Genomic DNA, 16,309 nt, shown 5'->3' with positions numbered 1-16,309 from the left:
TCATTCTGCGAAGAAATATCAGTCCTGCGCGCGGCGGCGGAACACCAGATCCCACACACCGTGGCCGAGGCGCAGGCCGCGGCGCTCGAACTTCGTCACCGGACGGTAGTCGGGGCGCGGCGCGTAATCGGTGGCCGTGTTGACGAGCGCGGGTTCAGCGCCCAGCACTTCGAGCATCTGTTCCGCGTAGTTCTGCCAATCGGTCGCGCAGTGCAGGTAGGCGCCCGGTTTCATGCGCGATACGAGCAGTTCGACGAACTTCGGCTGGATCAGGCGGCGCTTGTGATGGCGCGCCTTGTGCCACGGGTCCGGGAAGAAGATGTGGACGCCGTCGAGGCTTGCGGGCGCAATCATCTGTTCGAGCACTTCGACCGCGTCGTGCTGGATGATCCGGATGTTCGTGAGATCGTGCTCCCCGATCAGCTTGAGCAGCGCGCCGACGCCCGGTTCGTGAACCTCGACACCAAGAAAGTCGTCGTTCGGTCGAAATGCGGCGATTTCCGCCGTGCTTGCCCCCATCCCGAAGCCTATCTCCAGCACGCGCGGCGCCTGGCGGCCGAAGACCGTGTTCCAGTCGGGCTGCGCGGGTGCATACGGCACGACGAATCGCGGACCGAGTTCGTCGAGCGCGCGGCGCTGGCCTGTCGACACGCGGCCCGCGCGCGTTACGAAGCTGCGGATACGGCGCAGGTGCAGGGCGTCCCCGGGTGCGTCGGTGGCCGCTTCGTGCGGCTCGTCCGATGAGGCGGGCGGCAGGCAGTCGGGCGGGGCTGCGTCGTTTGGATCGTGAATCATTGTCGAGAATGGCAGGGTGAGGGCAGCGCGTACTGCGCCGGACGGCGAGGCGCTGCGGGTCCGGCGAGCGTAGCGTTCGTGTCTGCCTGAAACGGGGTCGGGTTCAGTTGGCGACGCTGGCTTGCGCTCTGGCGTGTTGCAGATGTGTCGCAGATCGGGCCGTGCGGGTCTCGCATGATTACCGTACTGCGAGCGCGCCTGGACGCTGAAAACGACGCGCATTATAGCAGCGCGGGCCGGACCGTTCGGCGGCGCCCGGACGCCCCGGCGTTCAGTACGCGGAGATCGTCACATGGATCTTCGTCGGGCGATGCAGTTCGAATTCGTCGATGCGGCACGCGCGGACGTCCAGCAACAGGCGCTCCAGTTTGGCGGCGTCGTCGTAAAGCGGCTGGGCGTCCGACGGTAGTCGCTCCGCGGCCTTCGCCAGCAGGTCGTTGCGGACGCGCACGATCAGCGCAAGTGCGCGCCGACGAGGCATGAAGAAATGTTCCATCGTTGACGGTCCCTACGGCGTGCGCAAGGCGAGTCGTTCAAGAGCGGATGATGGCAGGCCGGTGCGCGGCAGAAGCCGGAGCTGGGGCGTACGACGGGAGGGAATCAGGACAACCTGGAGTGACCGTGCGACGTCCAGGCACAAGACTGGCAAGCCGATGTGGAGCGGGCGATGGGAATCGAACCCACGTCTCCAGCTTGGGAAGCTGGGGTAATAGCCATTATACGACGCCCGCAGAGCGCGCCATTTTACGCGGATTTCGTCGGCTTGTGCAATCGGCGGTGCCGTCAGACGGACCGGTTTAATTGAGCCGCGGCGGTCATGCGTCGCCCAGACCACCGCGTCTTACCGCGCTCAGATTCCGAAAAGCGTAAGCGACACAGCCGCGCGCGTGACCACCATCAGCAGCACCTGCACGATTACAAACAGCAGGATGGGCGAAAGATCGAGTCCGCCGAGTTGGGGCAGGATGCGCCTCAGCGGATTCAGGAACGGCGCAGTCAGCTGGAACAGCACCGGCATGGCCGGCGAGTTTGGATTGAGCCACGACAGCAGCGCCATCAGGATCGTCAGCCAGATCAGCAGGTTGAGCGCCCACTTCACGACTGTCAGCACGGCGACGAGGGCGAGCGTCGGCAACGCGCCGAACGGATCGATGCCTGCGAGCCAGACCGCCAGCAACACGTAGACGATGGCCGCAAGCAGCGCCGCCACGATACTCGCCCAGTCGATGCCACGAAAACCCGGAATGATGCGCCGCAACGGCAGCACGAGCCAGTTGGTGACTTGTTGCACCGCGTGGCTCACCGCGTTGTAGGCCGGCACCCGGACGAACTGAAGCCACGCGCGCAGGAGTAGCGCGGCGCCATACAGCGTGAAGATCGTGCTGAGCAGAAAACGGGCGATATCGCCGAACATCGGTGTCTTTTCCTTCGTGTGGTTAGTACCGCGGTAGCGTTGTCGGACTCAGACCGATACCTTGATTTCGCTGATCAGGATCGTGCCATTGCCGCCGTCGGTGTAGTTGGGAATATCGTCGAGAAGCGTTTTTGCATGCGGCTGGAATACGGCGTAGAACGCGTCGATCGTGTCGAACAGGAAATGTCCCGCGGCGACGTATGGAGGGGTCGTGCCCGGCGGCCCGGCATTGATGCCGACATCGACCGACCAACCGCGGAGCGAATCGCCGAACAAGTGCGCAGCGAGCGGCATGTGCCGCGTGCTGTAGTACTCGCAGTCGAAATGCCCGTCTTCGCGGTAGGGGTACAGGATGCTGACTTTGATCATTGTGCGTTCTCGACGTTCGCCGTGAATCCTGAAGCGCGCGTCGTGTGGTCCCGGCGGCGCGCGCGCCGTTGCCACATTACCACGGCTTTTGCCGGCGCTGTGCGGTTCGGAGCGGGCTGTCGCGCCGGTGCGCCGCATGGAGGCGCCGGCGTGACGCCTTTTCCTGCAAACCGCTAAAGTGGTTCTGCTGATTCGCGTCGCCGTGTTGCTGTGTCGGGCCCCCGGTCAAGGAAGGGCGCGCGCATGGCGCAGAGGAAGCATGACGACGCGCGCAGTGTTTGCTGCCGTACTGAAGCGCGGCAACCGGTGCGGCTAAAACGGATCGGGACACACGGCGAGGACTGCGGCGTACGCGATGGCAGGTCCGCGGTCAGGCCGCAAAGGCAAAGGCGGGGGTGCGACACGGCGGTTGGCCAGGCACAGAAAGACATGATGGCCTATACCGGCTGGCAGGCAGGTGAAGCGCGCGGACACCGCGCACTGCGTGCGAAAACGAATACAGGCGCGACACAGGGTGTCGCGTGGCGGGTATCCGCGCGGCGTGGACAACTCGCGGATGTCGCAGGGTTGGCGCGAGGAGCGATGCAACGCGATGGCCAGGGCCCGTCGCAATCGGCGATTTGAGGGCAATAAGGGGGTGCTTGCGGCTATCTCGCAACACCGCGGTCGGCGTCCCCAATTTTGCGCACAATAAGCTCCATGCTTTCGGTTTTGCTGTTGCAGTCGTGCGCTGTTTCCTGTCGGTAGTCCGATTCGGGAGTCCAACATGAGCATCTTCGCATACCGAAAACACCTGCGATTTCTCACGCCAGTTCAGCGTCGCCGCTGGTGGGATCAGAGAAAACGCCTGAAACCGAGAGTGAAGATCAGCGGTGCCTACGTGCCGCCAAGCGTTACGCGCGAGTTCGCTTACGTCAAAGTCGGATGACGCCGGGAAAGCGGCTCGTGGCCGCTGGACGCGTCAAGACCTGATGCCCGGTCCCTGACCGGGCATCGTCGTTTACGGGCTGTTCCGGCCACCGGCCTCAACCAATTTGTAATCAAACTTTACCGGGCGATTTGTCTTGCCGCGCCGATTCGTCAGCAAGTTTTACGGCACGTCGTCGCGAACGACGATTCAAGCCTCGAAGTAGCCCGTTTGTCAGCTTTTACTAAAGACGTTGCGTCGCGCTGCTTTGTTCGTGCGTCGCCAAAGCCCAAAGTGGGATTGCAATTTGCAACAAATGGGTGCCGCCAGTGCACGGCGTTTTCGATACATTTGAACCGTGGGCTGTGCCCCATGTATAGATTGGCGCCGTTGTTGGCTGTCAGGAGAAGAGAAGTGAAGAAGACCGTTTCGTTTATCGTTGCCGCTGTGCTGGGTGTGGGGCTCGTCAGCGCAGCCGAGGCGCATGTTTCGGTGGGCATCGGTATCGGCATTCCGGTTGCGCCCGTGGTTCCGGTGTATGCGCCGGTCTATGCGCCGCCTCCGCCCGTCGTCTATGCCCCGCCTGCGGTCGTGTATGCACCGCCGCCTGCCGTCGTAGTGGGCGGTTACTGGGGGCATCCGTACTGGGGTCATCCGTACTACCACGGGTACCATCGCGGCTGGTATCGCCGCTGATTGAGTGGGCCGCGACAGGTCCTGCTCGTCTCAAGTGTCACGGCGCAATGCAGGCTTATGCCGCGTTGCGCCGTTTGCTTTTGTGGGTTGCGTGACGGTGTTGTTCCGCGCGCTTCAGGTGGCGCCCGCCCCCTGGAGGATCAGATCGCGATAGCCGTGGACGATCACGCTATACGAGAAGTACGCGAACAGGAGTGCCGAAAGCACGTGGCACGTGCGTAGCAAGCCGGCACCGGCGCGTTTGCGTCCGTGGCTTGCGAGGCCGCAGAGAAAGAGCGTCCAACCCAGGCCGCCGAGAAAGAATCCCGAGAGAAACAGAGCCGCCGCGCCTGCGGTGGTCGCCCCCGTTTTCGCGATCAGCGCGCCGCCAACGGCCGCAAACCAGAGAATGGCGCTCGGCGATGAGAGCGCGAGCAGCACCCCCCGCACGAAGCTGCGCCACGGATCGGGATTGGGCGAGGTCGGATCCTCTGTGCCCTCGACGGGCGGCGCGGACGCCGGATTGAGCGCTTCGCGCGCCATCTTCCAGGTGAGCATCAGCAGAATGGCCGCGCCACCGATCCACACGATCCAGCGTACCGCGTTGAACTGCAGCAGTGCCGCCATGCCCGCGAGCGCGAGGGCGGCATAGATCAGATCGCCGAAACACGAGCCGAGGCCGAGCCAGAAGCCGGGCTTGAAGCCGTGTGAGAGCGTGAGCGAGATGATCGCGACGTTGACGAGGCCAATATCGAGACAGAGCGAGAGCGACAGGAAAAAACCGTCGGAAAGCAGGGAAACGTGAGGCATTGAAGCGGATTCTTGTTTATTTGGGCCCGCGCGGCGTGCCCGGATTTTGTTGCGTCCGCCACAATACCAGAAGCAGGCGCCGCGGCCTCGTCACGGCGGCGCCCATCGCGAATTTGCAGTATCTAAACGCCCATACACAGATACTTCAGCTCGACATATTCGTCGATGCCGTATTTCGAGCCTTCGCGCCCGAGCCCCGATTGCTTCACGCCGCCGAACGGTCCGACTTCGTTGGAGATGAGCCCGGTGTTGATGCCGACCATGCCGTACTCCAGTGCTTCGGCGACGCGCCACACGCGGCCGATGTCGCGGCTGTAGAAGTACGACGCGAGACCGAATTCGGTGTCGTTCGCGAGTTGAATCGCCTCTTCTTCGTCGCTAAACCGGAACACGGCGGCGACCGGGCCGAACGTCTCTTCGCGCGCGATCAGCATCTCGCGCGTGACATTCGCGAGCACGGTCGGCTCGACGTAGCGCCCCTCGCGCACCTTGCCGCCGGTGACGAGCGTCGCGCCTTTCGCGGTCGCGTCGCCGATGTGCTGCGTGACTTTTTCGACTGCTGCGTCGTCGATCAGCGGACCCTGCGTCACGCCCGCCTCGAAGCCATTGCCGACGCGGATCTTGCGCGTCGCCGCTGCGAGCTTTTCGACGAACGCCTCATAGATCGAATCCTGCACGTAGAAGCGGTTCGTACAGACGCAGGTCTGGCCCGCGTTGCGATACTTCGAAATCACCGCGCCTTCGACGGCCGCATCGAGGTCGGCATCGTCGAACACGATGAACGGCGCGTGGCCTCCGAGTTCGAGTGCGATCTTCTTGACCGTCGGTGCGCATTGCTGCATCAGGATGCGGCCCACCGGCGTCGATCCGGTGAACGACAGATGGCGCACGAGATCGCTCTCACAGAGCACCTTGCCGATTTCGATCGAATTCGCGGCGTCGGCGGTCACGACGTTGAACACGCCGCGCGGCACGCCCGCACGCTGCGCGAGTTCGGCAAGCGCGAGCGCACAAAGCGGCGTCTGCTCGGCGGGCTTCACGACGATCGTGCAGCCTGCCGCGATCGCGGGCGCGACCTTGCGCGTGATCATCGCGATCGGGAAATTCCATGGTGTGATCGACGCGCAGACGCCGATCGGTTGCTTCAGGACGACTAACTTTTTATCGGCGGCCGGACTCGCGAGGACGTCGCCGTTCACGCGCTTGGCTTCCTCGGCGAACCATTCCAGGAACGATGCCCCGTAGGTGACTTCACCGCGCGCTTCGGCAAGCGGCTTGCCTTGCTCCGCCGTCATGATCGCGGCGAGATCGTCGGCGTGTTCGGTCACGAGGTCGAACCAGCGGCGCAGGATGGCTGCACGCGCCTTGCCCGTTTTCGCGCGCCACGCGGGCAGGGCCGCGTTCGCGGCGGCGATCGCGCGCCGCGCTTCGTCCGCGCCGAAGTCGGGCACGCGTGCAATCTGGGCGTTGTCGGCGGGGTCGAGCACGGCGAAGTCCGTCGGGCTGCCGCTCCATTCACCGTCGATGTAGGCGCGCGTCTTGAAGAGGGCGGGGTCCTTCAGCTGCGTGAGACGCTCCATTGCGGACAAAATCATCTTCGTGCCTCCAGGGTGCGTGGGCGACGCGGCAGCCGCCGCATCGCCTGTCGAAACGCGCCGCGCCCAATGCGCGTCGCGTTTCGACCTGGCCCCGGGACGCGCCGCGCCTCAGAGCCCGAGTTCGTCGTACAGCCGGTCGATGCGCGCCTTCACGCCGGCATCCATTTCGATCGCCCGGCCCCATTCGCGCGTGGTCTCGCCGGGCCATTTGTTGGTCGCGTCGAGCCCCATTTTCGAGCCGAGCCCCGCCACCGGAGAGGCGAAGTCGAGATAGTCGATTGGCGTGTTCTCGACGAGTACCGTGTCGCGCGCGGGGTCGATGCGCGTCGTGATCGCCCAGATCACTTCCTTCCAGTCGCGGATATTCACGTCATCGTCGACCACAACGATGAACTTTGTATACATGAATTGCCGCAGGAAGCTCCAGACGCCGAACATCACGCGTTTCGCGTGCCCGGGATAGCTCTTCTTCATCTGCACGATCGCCATGCGATAGCTGCAGCCCTCGGGCGGCAGATAGAAGTCGGTGATCTCGGGAAACTGCTTTTGCAGCAGTGGCACGAATACTTCGTTGAGCGCGACTCCGAGCACGGCGGGCTCGTCGGGCGGCTTTCCGGTGTAGGTGGAGTGGTAGATCGCGTCGCGGCGCATTGTGATGCGCTCGACCGTGAAGACGGGGAACCACTCCTGTTCGTTGTAATAGCCGGTGTGGTCGCCGTACGGGCCTTCGAGCGCGTGCTCGTAACTTGCGCTCGCGCCTTTCGACGGGCGCGGCGGCGCGCCTGCCGGCGCCGCTTCCGGCTCGCCGGTCTGCGGATAGATGAAGCCTTCGAGCACGATTTCGGCTCGCGCGGGCACCTGGAGCGTATCGACGCCCGGTGTCAGGCACTTCGCGAGTTCGGTGCGTCCTCCGCGCAGGAGACCGGCGAACTGGTATTCGGAGAGCGTGTCGGGCACGGGCGTCACGGCGCCGAGGATCGTCGCGGGATCGGCCCCGAGGACCACCGCGACGGGGTACGGTTTGCCTGGGTTCTTCAGCGCGAACTCGCGGAAGTCGAGCGCGCCCCCGCGGTGCGCGAGCCAGCGCATGATCAGCTTGTTGCGGCCAATCAGTTGCTGGCGGTAGATGCCGAGGTTCTGACGGGTCTTGTTCGGTCCGCGCGTGACCGTAAGGCCCCAGGTGACGAGCGGGCCGGCATCGCCGGGCCAGCAGGTCTGAATCGGGAGCTTCGCGAGGTCGACGTCCTGGCCTTCCCAGACGATCTCCTGGCACGGGGGCGAACTGACCGTCTTCGGCGCCATATCCCAGACGGCCTTGGCGAGCGTAAACAGCTTGCCGGCATCCTTCAGCCCGCGCGGCGGTTCGGGTTCCTTGAGCGTGGAAAGCAGCCGCCCGACATCGCGCAGTGATTCGAGCGCGGCGCCGTCGCCCTCGCTGCCGGGCGCGTCGATGCCCATGCCGAGCGCGACGCGGCGTGGCGTTCCGAAGAGATTGCCGAGCACCGGGAACGCATGGGTCGCGCGGTTTTCGAACAGCAGTGCAGGGCCGCCCGCGCGGAGCACGCGGTCGCACAGTTCGGTCATTTCGAGTACCGGGGAGACGGCTTGCGGCACGCGGCGCAATTCGCCGAGCGTCTCGAGTCGATCGACGAAGTCGCGCAGGTCTTTGTATTTCATCGGGGGCGGTTGACTGGCCGGGGCCGCGCACGGCGGCGGATGGTGGGGCCGCGGCCCGCGATAGGGCAGGCAGGGGCGGCTGTGCAGTTGTCGATTTTACCTGTGTTGGCTGGCACACGCTGCGGGGCACGATGCGTAATGGGCCGCAAACGCGCTCGGCACGCGGGTCTCCTCCTGCTGAACGCCGTTCATCATTACGTTTAGTTATATGTTCGGCGTTCTATAGTATTGACGATCTATAAAACGCTGCTAGAATCCAGCCACACTGGTTGCAGGACTTGCAATTTTTAGCCACCGTCCCGGTCCTTCAGACGCAACGCGTCGCCGTCGAGCCGATTCCCTGCACGGCTTTACCCGGTCTAGATATGTAGTCTTCGTCAGCGCGCCTTCGCGCTGGCTGTTCGCGTGAGAACTTCCACGCGCGCCCCCGGCGCGCACCGAGTAGTACAGGAGTTCCATTCACGGCGCACGCGCCGTTTCCCGATGCCGCTGCCGCACCAGCCAGGGCGCGCGGTGTCTTGATCCTGCAATGGGCTGCTGGCCATGTGCCCCCCCGCCGGATCATGCAACATGGGAGATCTGTCGATGAATACCTGGTTATCGTGGTGGCGTGCCGATGAGCGTTTAGCTCCGGGCCTCCGTGCGCTGCTACGGCGCGGCACCCGCCTGAGTCAACACCTGTTCAGCATCGTTGGCGGCTGTGCCGTTCTGCTCGCGCTTGCGCTGTGGATGCAGCCGACTTTGCGCGGTACGCTCGCTGCACGCCTGATGCCCTTCGTGTCGGCGGCCGTGCAGGCAGGCCCCGCGCGCCTGCTTCAAGGCAATCCGCTGCCGTCGTTCGCGCCGCCGGGTGCGGTAACGGACGACAACACCAACGACAATTCGTCGCTGCCGGTCGCGTACAGTTCTGACAGTGGCACTGCTGGCACCGCGCCGACGTCTGTCAGTATGACCGCGCTCGATACCGTCACGCTCAACGGCCTCGACCCGCACTCGCTTCCGAGCGTCGGTGCGCTCGCCCGCATGATTCCTTCGCAGCGCATCACGCCCGATGCCCGCGACGACCGCATGTTCGTTTCCCTGCGTGAGCAGATGCTTGTCGCGAACTATCTCGCGCGTCGCTATCACGTGGCCCAGGGCCCGGTCGGCGAGCTCGTGAAGGCTTCGTTCGATACCGGCCGCGAAGTGGGGCTCGATCCGCTCCTGCTGCTCGCGGTGATGGCAATCGAGTCGGGCTTCAATCCGTACGCCGAGAGCGGCGTCGGCGCGCAGGGCCTCATGCAGGTTATGTCGAAGGTCCATTCCGACAAGTTCCAGTACTTCGGCGGACAGAGCGCGGCGCTCGATCCGCTCGCGAACATCAAGGTCGGCGCGCTCGTGCTGAAGGATTGCATCGCGCGCGGCGGATCGGTTCCGGGCGGTTTGCGGCTCTACGTCGGTTCGACTTCGCAGGACGACGGTGGCTATGGCGCCAAGGTGACGGCCGAGCGCTCGCGTCTTCGCGACGTCTCCCGTGGCCGCAACGTGCCGATCAACACGCCGCAGGCACCTGGCACGGCGACGGTCAGCGCGCCGGCGACGCAGAAGGTAGCCGGCAACAAGCGGGTGGAAGTCACGCTCGACGGGAAGACGGGGGTTACACCGGTCAAGGCGGATCCGGAGCAGGACGACGCCAGCGCGACTACGCAGAAGCACGCTTCGTCGTCTGATTTTGGGGCGTAGCAGTCGGTGCGATTGCGTAGCTGATCCTGGAGTCTGCTGGACCCAGTAAAAAAGGCACCCTCGGGTGCCTTTTTTGTTTGTCCGCGCGATTCGCGCGACGCTACTGTCAGCGGTTGAACAACTTGCGCAACCGATCCGCAGCTTCTTCGAGCCGCTCGTACGCGGTCGCGTACGAAAGCCGCACGTACTGGTGCGGAGCGCTCACGCCGAAATCCATGCCCGGCACCATCACGGTACCTGCATCGTGAAGCATGGCGCGGGTCAGGGCGTCACTGTCGCCGGCAGCCGGGTGCGCCACGTGCGTGCAATCGGCATAGACATAGAACGCGCCGTCGGGCATCACCGGCACGGTAAAGCCCAGCGATTCGAGAGCGGGGGCAATAAAGTCACGGCGCCGTTTGAATTCGAGGCGGCGCGATTCGTAGATTGCCAGCGTGTCCTTCTCGAAGCACGCGAGCGCCGCGTATTGCGCGAGCGACGACGCGCAGATGAACAGGTTTTGCGCCAGCTTCTCGAACGCGCCGACCAGTGCGGGCGGCACCACCAGCCATCCCAGACGCCAGCCCGTCATGTTGAAGTACTTCGAGAAACTGTTGACGGTCACGACATCGTCGCCAAACGACAGTGCCGAGACCGGCGGGGCGTCATAGCTCAGTCCCTGGTAGATCTCGTCGACGATCGTGAAGCCGCCTCGCGCGCGTACGGTTTGCACGATGCGACGCAGTTCGTCGGGTTCGATCGAGGTGCCCGTAGGATTCGATGGCGACGCGAGCAACACGCCGCGCGTCTGGGGCGTCCAGAGGCGCTCGACATCGGCGGCAGTCAACTGGAAGCGCGCTTCCGGGCCGCTCGGCACGAGTACGGGCTTGCCTTCCGCAGCGGCCACGAAGTGGCGGTTGCATGGGTAGCACGGGTCGGGCATGAGCACTTCGTCGTCGCGATCCACGAGCGCCGTGCACGCGAGCAGCAGCGCCGCCGATGCGCCTGCCGTGACCACCACGCGTGCCGGATCGATCGTCAGTCCATATGCGTGCTGATAATGCGCGGCGATTGCCTCGCGCAGCGGGTGGATGCCGAGCGCGCTCGTGTACTGGGTGACGCCGCGGCGCAGCGCTGCTGCGGCCGCCTCGACGACGGGTTCGGGGGCCGTGAAGTCCGGCTCGCCGATGCCCATGTGGATGATGTCGCGTCCGGCGCGTTCGAGTTTCGCCGCTTCTTTCGCCAGTTCCATGACGTAGAACGGCTGGATCGCGTCGACGCGCGCGGCAAGCCGCAGGAGCGGTTCGGCAACGGTATTCATGCGGGGGATTCCAGTTCTTGCTCACCGGCTGTGCCGGCGGGCCCGCGGGCGCGGACCCTCAAACAACGGTAAGGCGCGGACGGCGCGTACTCGGCACGGTCCGCAGCCTTCAACTTCACGACCTGCGTGCGGCCTGGGTTTCCGTGGCGCGCAACTGTACCGACAGCTTGTCGAGCACGCCATTGACGTACTTGTAGCCGTCCGAGCCGCCGAACGTCTTCGCCAGCTCGACCGCTTCGTTGATCACGACGCGGTACGGGATGTCGACGTGATGCGTCAGCTCGTAAGTCGCGACGAGCAGCACGGCACGCTCGACGGGTGAAAGCTGCTCGATCGGGCGGTCGAGGCACGGTGCGATGGCAGCCGACAGCGTGTCCGCTTCGCGGATCACGCCGTGCAGGATGGCGTCCAGATGCTCGTGATCGGCCTTGTCATAGCCCTGCGAACCGCGCAGCTGCGCGTCGATTTCACCGGCGGGCACGCCCGACAGCAGCCACTGATACAACCCCTGCGTGGCCAGTTCGCGGGAGCGGCGACGCGCGCTCTTCATTGGCGTTCCTCTTCGTCTTCCTCGTCTTCGTCCTCGTCGTCGTCGCCGCCGTCGAGTTGTTCGAGCGCGACCGTGAGGTTCGCCATCTCGACCGCGACACGCGCCGCGTCACGACCCTTCTCGGTCATGCGCGCGACTGCCTGCTCGTCGTTTTCGGTCGTCAGCACGGCGTTTGCGACCGGCACGCCGAAGTCGAGCGCGATGCGCGAGATGCCCGCGCCGCTCTCGTTCGAGACGAGTTCGAAGTGATAGGTCTCGCCGCGCACGACCGCGCCGAGCGCGATCAGCGCGTCGAACTGGCCGCTTTCCGCGAGCTTTTGCAGCGCGAGCGGGATTTCCAGTGCGCCGGGCACGGTGACGAGCAGCACATCTTCGCCCGTTACGCCGAGGCGTTCGAGTTCTTCGATGCACGCGTCCGCGAGGCCGTTGCAGACGGGTTCGTTAAAGCGCGACTGGACGATGCCGATGCGCAGTCCGTCGCCATCGAGGTTCGGTTGGTATTGTCCGATTTCCATGTGGTGTCCGTAGGTTCGGTTAAGCGTGGTGACGAGTAGGAGGGCGCGGCGGTTGCCCGGTGGTTGCCGGTCAGGCGCGCGCCGCGCTGCGATCGGCGCCTTCAGGCGGACAGGGCGCTTCGGTGCTGCTGCCGGGCATCGGCACGAAGCCGGTGACTTCGAGCCCGTAACCCGACATGCTGCCGAGGCGGCGCGGTTTCGACAACACCTGCATGCGGCCCACTCCGAGCTCGCGCAGAATCTGGGCACCGACCCCATAGGTCTTGAAGTCGACCGGGCGGCGCGCGAGCGCCTCTGCGCGCTCCTTCTGGTCGAATGCCTTGAAGACGTCGATCAGATGTTCCTTGGTTTCGCCGCAATTGAGCATGACGATCACGCCGAGATCGCGTGCCGCGATTTCACGCATGGCGGCGTCGAGCGTCCACGAGTGCGTGGATGCGCCGGTCTCCAGCAGATCCAGCACCGAGAGCGGCTCGTGCACGCGCACCGGCGTGTCCTGCCCGGGCGTGGGCTTGCCGCGCACGAGCGCGATGTGTGGAGTGCCGGTCGGGTGATCGACGTACATGACCGCGCGGAAGTCGCCGTGCGCCGTATGCATGATGCGTTCAGCGACGCGCTCGACGATCGACTCGGTGCGGCTGCGATAGTGGATCAGGTCGGCGATCGTGCCGATCTTCAGGTCGTGCTGCTGCGCGAACTCGATGAGGTCGGGCAGGCGCGCCATCGTGCCGTCGTCCTTGATGACCTCGCAGATCACCGCAGCCGGCGTGAGGCCCGCAAGCGCCGTGAAGTCGCAGCCCGCCTCGGTATGGCCCGCACGCACGAGCACGCCGCCCGGCTGCGCCATGATCGGGAACACGTGGCCTGGCTGGACGATGTGCTCGGCGCGCGCGTCGTGCGCGACGGCTGTCTGGATCGTGCGCGCACGGTCGGCGGCGGAGATGCCGGTCGTCACGCCTTCGGCGGCCTCGATGCTGACCGTGAACGCGGTGCCGTACTGCGTGCCGTTGCGATACGTCATGAGCGGCAGGTTGAGCAGCTTGCAGCGCTCCTGGGTGAGCGTGAGGCAGATCAGGCCGCGCCCGTACTTCGCCATGAAGTTGATGGCTTCGGGTGTAACGAACTCCGCAGCGATGACGAGGTCGCCCTCGTTTTCCCGGTCTTCTTCATCGACGAGGATCACCATCCGGCCGGCTTTCAGCTCGGCGATGATCTCTGGGGTGGTGGCGAGGCTCATTCTTGGGATCTGTTCTGGAAAGCGCATATTTTACGCCACGCGGGCTTGCGCGTCGCCGGAGATGCTGGCGGGAACCGTTTTGATCCGCCGCATGGCCGTCTTGTGGCCATGTTCTTGCGCCGCGCTTTCGTCGCGCCTTTGCCGTGTTTCGGCACGCTGCGATGGTAAAGCCACGCGAAAGCGTTGGCCGAAAGGCTAGCTGGGCAGCGCAAAATGCGGTCGGCCCAATAGTAACGGTTGACGTTATTAACGCAAGGCGTTACTATTCACGATGATTACTTCGTTTGCATGCCGAGACACCGAGGCGCTTTTTTTCGGGCACCGGGTCGCCCGATTCGTCCTTATCGAACGGGTGGCGATTCGCAAGCTGCAGCAGATCCATGCCGCCGTTACGTTGTCCTTTCTTCGGGCGCCGCCGGGCAATCACCTGGAGCGTCTGTCAGGCGACCTCGCCGGGTGGTACAGCCTGCGCATCAACGTGCAATGGCGAATCTGCTTCCATTTTGCGGACGGCGACGCATCGGGGGTTCGCATCATCGACTACCACTAGGGAGCATCACCATGGTACGGGAAGTTCCACTTGCGACGCCGGGCGAGATTCTGTCAGAAGACTGGCTCAAGCCCTTGGGCATCACCCAGTACGCGCTCGCAAAGGCTATCGGCGTGCCACCGCGCCGCATCAACGAGATCGTGCTCGGCAAGCGCGCGATCACAGCCGACACGGCGGTTCGCTTCGCCGTCTATTTCGGCACTGACGCGCGCAGCTGGATGGAATTGCAGGCCCATTACGACACGGAGCGCGCACGTGAGCTATTGCAGGACGTGCTTGCGCGTATTAAACCGCTTGTCCGGGCGGAGCACGCCTGAGCGCACGGCGCCGGTGCCGTATCAGACCGGAGTGCAACGTCATCGCGCTGGAACAACTCGTTTAGGAACGCGAAGCCGGGTACGCCGCGGATCGTGCGTCGGCTGGAAACGCGCCTGCGTGAGGGCACCGTTTGCCTCGGCGGTGGCCCCCTGCTGCGCTCGAAGTGAATACGCCGCTACGCTGTAACGTTACGGCGTAACACAATATTCCCCTATTTTTTACAGCGAAGGAGCCGATAACTAAGCATGGTTACTGCAGTCGGGGTAGCCAGGCAGTCGAACACACGAACGTCGGTTATGTCATATTCAAATTCAGAAAGGCAACGTAGATATCGAGCGCGCCACCTCGGAGCTGGCGGGCGTCGTGAGCGATTGCAATGTCTGATCTTGATCTCGACCAAGAGAAATTTAGAGCGACTCGCCTCGTATTTTGAATGCTCAATTACCGAGTGCGTTGAAAAATTGATTAACGAAAAAAATAAATCCGTGCTGGAAGAGTTGGACGAAGACGCGCGCCGGGCATTTCTGGAGCAAAGGAAATAACAAACCATCGGCTGGCGGTAATCGGTAATCCAGAAGTGCTCGAGATCTTCACGTGACATCCGAAAATATCGCATCGAATAACGCGGCCGATTTCGATATGGAAAAGCGTATTGGGTGGGCGATGTTCAGGCACATCTTGGGCAATGCCGCCATTCCTCTCGTTGCGAGTGGTGCAGGCAGCCTGCTAGTTGCCGGCGCTTTCTTTTTGCGCGACAGGCAGACGATAGCTATCACGTGGCTTCTTGTTGTCTACGCAACGATTGTGATTCGCATTTGCTTAACCCGTTGGTTTCGCGGTTTCGTTGCGGTACATGGTTTTTCGCGAAGGGCTGGAAACTGGTATGCGCTTTCCGTCGGGCTGTCGGGGGTCGCGTGGGGAGTGGGTGCCCTGTTGTTAATCAAGGCGCCCGACGTGATATGCGCCGTACTGACTATCACGGCAATTCAGGCGATGGTGATGGGTGGCGCAATCACACTCGGTGCGTTCATGCCAGCTTTTTTCGCCTTTTCCATTCCAGCCATCATGCCGATGGTTGGTGTCCTGGCGTCGAGCGGCGAGGCCACCCAGATGGTGCTTGCCGTGTGCAGCCTCATCTTTTTCGTCCTCATCAGCCTGGTCGCGCGGAATTTCAACCGCTCACTTCACCGCGCTTTGCGGTTGAAGTTCGAAAATGAGGCTCTCGTCGACTTGCTGTCAGAGAAGGCCCGCGAACTGGCGTTGCGCGCGAATACCGACGGTCTCACCGGACTCGCCAATCGATTGTGGTTTGACCAGATACTGGAGTCGGAGTGGGCGCGCCTCAAACGATCGGGCGCCCCGCTTTCTGTAATCCTGCTCGACGTCGACCACTTCAAGCTTTTCAACGACACGTATGGCCACATTGCAGGCGATGCGTGCCTTAAGCAGATCGCTCAGGTTCTGAAGGAAGCTTGTCGCTCGACGAGCGACTTTGTAGCGCGTTATGGAGGCGAGGAATTTATTGTCCTGTTGCCTGAGATTCAGGCTGAAGGCGCGTGTGCCGTTGCCGAGAGAATCCGTACACGTATTGCCCATCTCGAGATACCTCACGAGGCGTCCCAGACTGCGCGCCACATCACCGCTAGTTTGGGTGCTGTGACGGTACAGTGCGCGGATCTGGCCACTTCAGCCGATGCCGTTGCTTTCGCGGATGAGCAGCTCTACCGTGCCAAAGCGCTTGGACGCAACCGTGTCGTGCATCTGACGTGGGGCGCGCGTGATATCCCGGGTTGAATGCGTCACCCAATCGCTTTAAGTGCGTTGACGCCGATCCCGATATTGATTCGGCTGTACGGCTATTTCCTGTAGGGA

General features: G+C 63.6%; 16 protein-coding genes and 1 tRNA gene. 5 read left to right on the top strand and 12 right to left on the bottom strand.

The features are described from left to right. Positions 1 to 18: 18 nt before the first annotated feature. From trmB to L0U80_RS11265, 5 genes are all read right to left on the bottom strand, one after another. Positions 19 to 795 (bottom strand): tRNA (guanosine(46)-N7)-methyltransferase TrmB, encoded by a 777-nt coding sequence (gene trmB, locus L0U80_RS11285; protein ID WP_233864122.1) that lies wholly within the window; start codon positions 793 to 795, stop codon positions 19 to 21. A gap of 271 nt (positions 796 to 1,066) precedes the next feature. After that, a complete protein-coding gene (locus L0U80_RS11280) occupies positions 1,067 to 1,276 on the bottom strand; it encodes a hypothetical protein (protein ID WP_233864121.1) in 210 nt (69 codons plus the stop codon). Positions 1,277 to 1,451: 175 nt separating this feature from the next. Continuing rightward, a tRNA-Gly gene (locus L0U80_RS11275) sits at positions 1,452 to 1,526 on the bottom strand. A 119-nt stretch (positions 1,527 to 1,645) separates the two neighbouring features. Further along, complete coding sequence (locus L0U80_RS11270) at positions 1,646 to 2,209, bottom strand: YggT family protein (protein WP_233864120.1); 564 nt, start codon at positions 2,207 to 2,209, stop codon at positions 1,646 to 1,648. A gap of 48 nt (positions 2,210 to 2,257) precedes the next feature. Then, the gene (locus tag L0U80_RS11265; RefSeq protein WP_233864119.1) at positions 2,258 to 2,578 is read right to left on the bottom strand and encodes an EthD family reductase; all 321 of its coding nucleotides are present in this window, start codon (positions 2,576 to 2,578) and stop codon (positions 2,258 to 2,260) included. A gap of 1,321 nt (positions 2,579 to 3,899) precedes the next feature. Here L0U80_RS11265 and L0U80_RS11260 point away from each other — a divergent pair. Beyond that, the gene (locus L0U80_RS11260; protein ID WP_233864114.1) at positions 3,900 to 4,181 is read left to right on the top strand and encodes a hypothetical protein; all 282 of its coding nucleotides are present in this window, start codon (positions 3,900 to 3,902) and stop codon (positions 4,179 to 4,181) included. A 114-nt stretch (positions 4,182 to 4,295) separates the two neighbouring features. Here the strand turns inward: L0U80_RS11260 and L0U80_RS11255 are convergent, their stop codons facing one another. From L0U80_RS11255 to L0U80_RS11245, 3 genes are all read right to left on the bottom strand, one after another. Next, a complete protein-coding gene (locus L0U80_RS11255) occupies positions 4,296 to 4,970 on the bottom strand; it encodes a LysE family translocator (protein WP_233864112.1) in 675 nt (224 codons plus the stop codon). Positions 4,971 to 5,092: 122 nt separating this feature from the next. Continuing rightward, entirely contained in the window at positions 5,093 to 6,565 is a 1,473-nt protein-coding gene (locus L0U80_RS11250) for an NAD-dependent succinate-semialdehyde dehydrogenase (protein ID WP_233864111.1), read from the bottom strand. 111 nt (positions 6,566 to 6,676) lie between these two features. Further along, on the bottom strand, positions 6,677 to 8,245 hold the full coding sequence (locus L0U80_RS11245) for a UbiD family decarboxylase (protein WP_233864110.1): 1,569 nt from the start codon (positions 8,243 to 8,245) through the stop codon (positions 6,677 to 6,679). Positions 8,246 to 8,830: 585 nt separating this feature from the next. On the opposite strand from L0U80_RS11245, the gene L0U80_RS11240 reads away from it, so the two are divergent. Continuing rightward, positions 8,831 to 9,967, top strand: a complete 1,137-nt coding sequence (locus L0U80_RS11240; RefSeq protein WP_233864108.1) for a transglycosylase SLT domain-containing protein — start codon at positions 8,831 to 8,833, stop codon at positions 9,965 to 9,967. A gap of 106 nt (positions 9,968 to 10,073) precedes the next feature. Here the strand turns inward: L0U80_RS11240 and L0U80_RS11235 are convergent, their stop codons facing one another. From L0U80_RS11235 to ribBA, 4 genes are all read right to left on the bottom strand, one after another. Next, complete coding sequence (locus L0U80_RS11235) at positions 10,074 to 11,267, bottom strand: pyridoxal phosphate-dependent aminotransferase (RefSeq protein WP_233864106.1); 1,194 nt, start codon at positions 11,265 to 11,267, stop codon at positions 10,074 to 10,076. Positions 11,268 to 11,382: 115 nt separating this feature from the next. Further along, positions 11,383 to 11,817, bottom strand: coding sequence for a transcription antitermination factor NusB (nusB, locus tag L0U80_RS11230; RefSeq protein ID WP_124149240.1), 435 nt, complete (start codon positions 11,815 to 11,817; stop codon positions 11,383 to 11,385). After that, positions 11,814 to 12,332, bottom strand: a complete 519-nt coding sequence (gene ribH / locus L0U80_RS11225; RefSeq protein ID WP_233864105.1) for a 6,7-dimethyl-8-ribityllumazine synthase — start codon at positions 12,330 to 12,332, stop codon at positions 11,814 to 11,816. The genes nusB and ribH overlap by 4 nt, the downstream gene beginning before the upstream one ends. Before the next feature lie 70 nt (positions 12,333 to 12,402). Beyond that, a complete protein-coding gene (gene ribBA / locus L0U80_RS11220; protein WP_233864103.1) occupies positions 12,403 to 13,569 on the bottom strand; it encodes a bifunctional 3,4-dihydroxy-2-butanone-4-phosphate synthase/GTP cyclohydrolase II in 1,167 nt (388 codons plus the stop codon). Positions 13,570 to 13,840: 271 nt separating this feature from the next. Here ribBA and L0U80_RS11215 point away from each other — a divergent pair, with 271 nt between their 5' ends. From L0U80_RS11215 to L0U80_RS31660, 3 genes are all read left to right on the top strand, one after another. Then, on the top strand, positions 13,841 to 14,119 hold the full coding sequence (locus L0U80_RS11215; RefSeq protein ID WP_233864101.1) for a type II toxin-antitoxin system RelE/ParE family toxin: 279 nt from the start codon (positions 13,841 to 13,843) through the stop codon (positions 14,117 to 14,119). Positions 14,120 to 14,130: 11 nt separating this feature from the next. Beyond that, a complete protein-coding gene (locus L0U80_RS11210) occupies positions 14,131 to 14,436 on the top strand; it encodes a HigA family addiction module antitoxin (RefSeq protein WP_233864100.1) in 306 nt (101 codons plus the stop codon). 595 nt (positions 14,437 to 15,031) lie between these two features. After that, positions 15,032 to 16,231, top strand: coding sequence for a GGDEF domain-containing protein (locus L0U80_RS31660; protein WP_233864099.1), 1,200 nt, complete (start codon positions 15,032 to 15,034; stop codon positions 16,229 to 16,231). Positions 16,232 to 16,309: the final 78 nt, after the last annotated feature.

It is taken from the genome of Paraburkholderia adhaesiva (assembly GCF_021390575.1).
GTDB lineage: Bacteria > Pseudomonadota > Gammaproteobacteria > Burkholderiales > Burkholderiaceae > Paraburkholderia > Paraburkholderia adhaesiva.
Note: the sequence above shows the minus strand (reverse complement) of the source record. Positions and strands in the feature narration are given on the sequence as shown.

What these genes read in the sequence shown, in the direction of transcription:
- L0U80_RS11240 (WP_233864108.1), top strand. Translation starts at nt 8,831, where the DNA reads ATGAATACCTGGTTATCGTGGTGGCGTGCCGATGAGCGTTTAGCTCCG.
- trmB (WP_233864122.1), bottom strand. Translation starts at nt 795, where the DNA reads ATGATTCACGATCCAAACGACGCAGCCCCGCCCGACTGCCTGCCGCCC.
- L0U80_RS11280 (WP_233864121.1), bottom strand. Translation starts at nt 1,276, where the DNA reads ATGCCTCGTCGGCGCGCACTTGCGCTGATCGTGCGCGTCCGCAACGAC.
- ribH (WP_233864105.1), bottom strand. Translation starts at nt 12,332, where the DNA reads ATGGAAATCGGACAATACCAACCGAACCTCGATGGCGACGGACTGCGC.
- L0U80_RS11250 (WP_233864111.1), bottom strand. Translation starts at nt 6,565, where the DNA reads ATGATTTTGTCCGCAATGGAGCGTCTCACGCAGCTGAAGGACCCCGCC.
- L0U80_RS11270 (WP_233864120.1), bottom strand. Translation starts at nt 2,209, where the DNA reads ATGTTCGGCGATATCGCCCGTTTTCTGCTCAGCACGATCTTCACGCTG.
- nusB (WP_124149240.1), bottom strand. Translation starts at nt 11,817, where the DNA reads ATGAAGAGCGCGCGTCGCCGCTCCCGCGAACTGGCCACGCAGGGGTTG.
- L0U80_RS11215 (WP_233864101.1), top strand. Translation starts at nt 13,841, where the DNA reads ATGATTACTTCGTTTGCATGCCGAGACACCGAGGCGCTTTTTTTCGGG.
- L0U80_RS11265 (WP_233864119.1), bottom strand. Translation starts at nt 2,578, where the DNA reads ATGATCAAAGTCAGCATCCTGTACCCCTACCGCGAAGACGGGCATTTC.
- L0U80_RS11255 (WP_233864112.1), bottom strand. Translation starts at nt 4,970, where the DNA reads ATGCCTCACGTTTCCCTGCTTTCCGACGGTTTTTTCCTGTCGCTCTCG.
- L0U80_RS11235 (WP_233864106.1), bottom strand. Translation starts at nt 11,267, where the DNA reads ATGAATACCGTTGCCGAACCGCTCCTGCGGCTTGCCGCGCGCGTCGAC.
- L0U80_RS11245 (WP_233864110.1), bottom strand. Translation starts at nt 8,245, where the DNA reads ATGAAATACAAAGACCTGCGCGACTTCGTCGATCGACTCGAGACGCTC.
- L0U80_RS11210 (WP_233864100.1), top strand. Translation starts at nt 14,131, where the DNA reads ATGGTACGGGAAGTTCCACTTGCGACGCCGGGCGAGATTCTGTCAGAA.
- ribBA (WP_233864103.1), bottom strand. Translation starts at nt 13,569, where the DNA reads ATGAGCCTCGCCACCACCCCAGAGATCATCGCCGAGCTGAAAGCCGGC.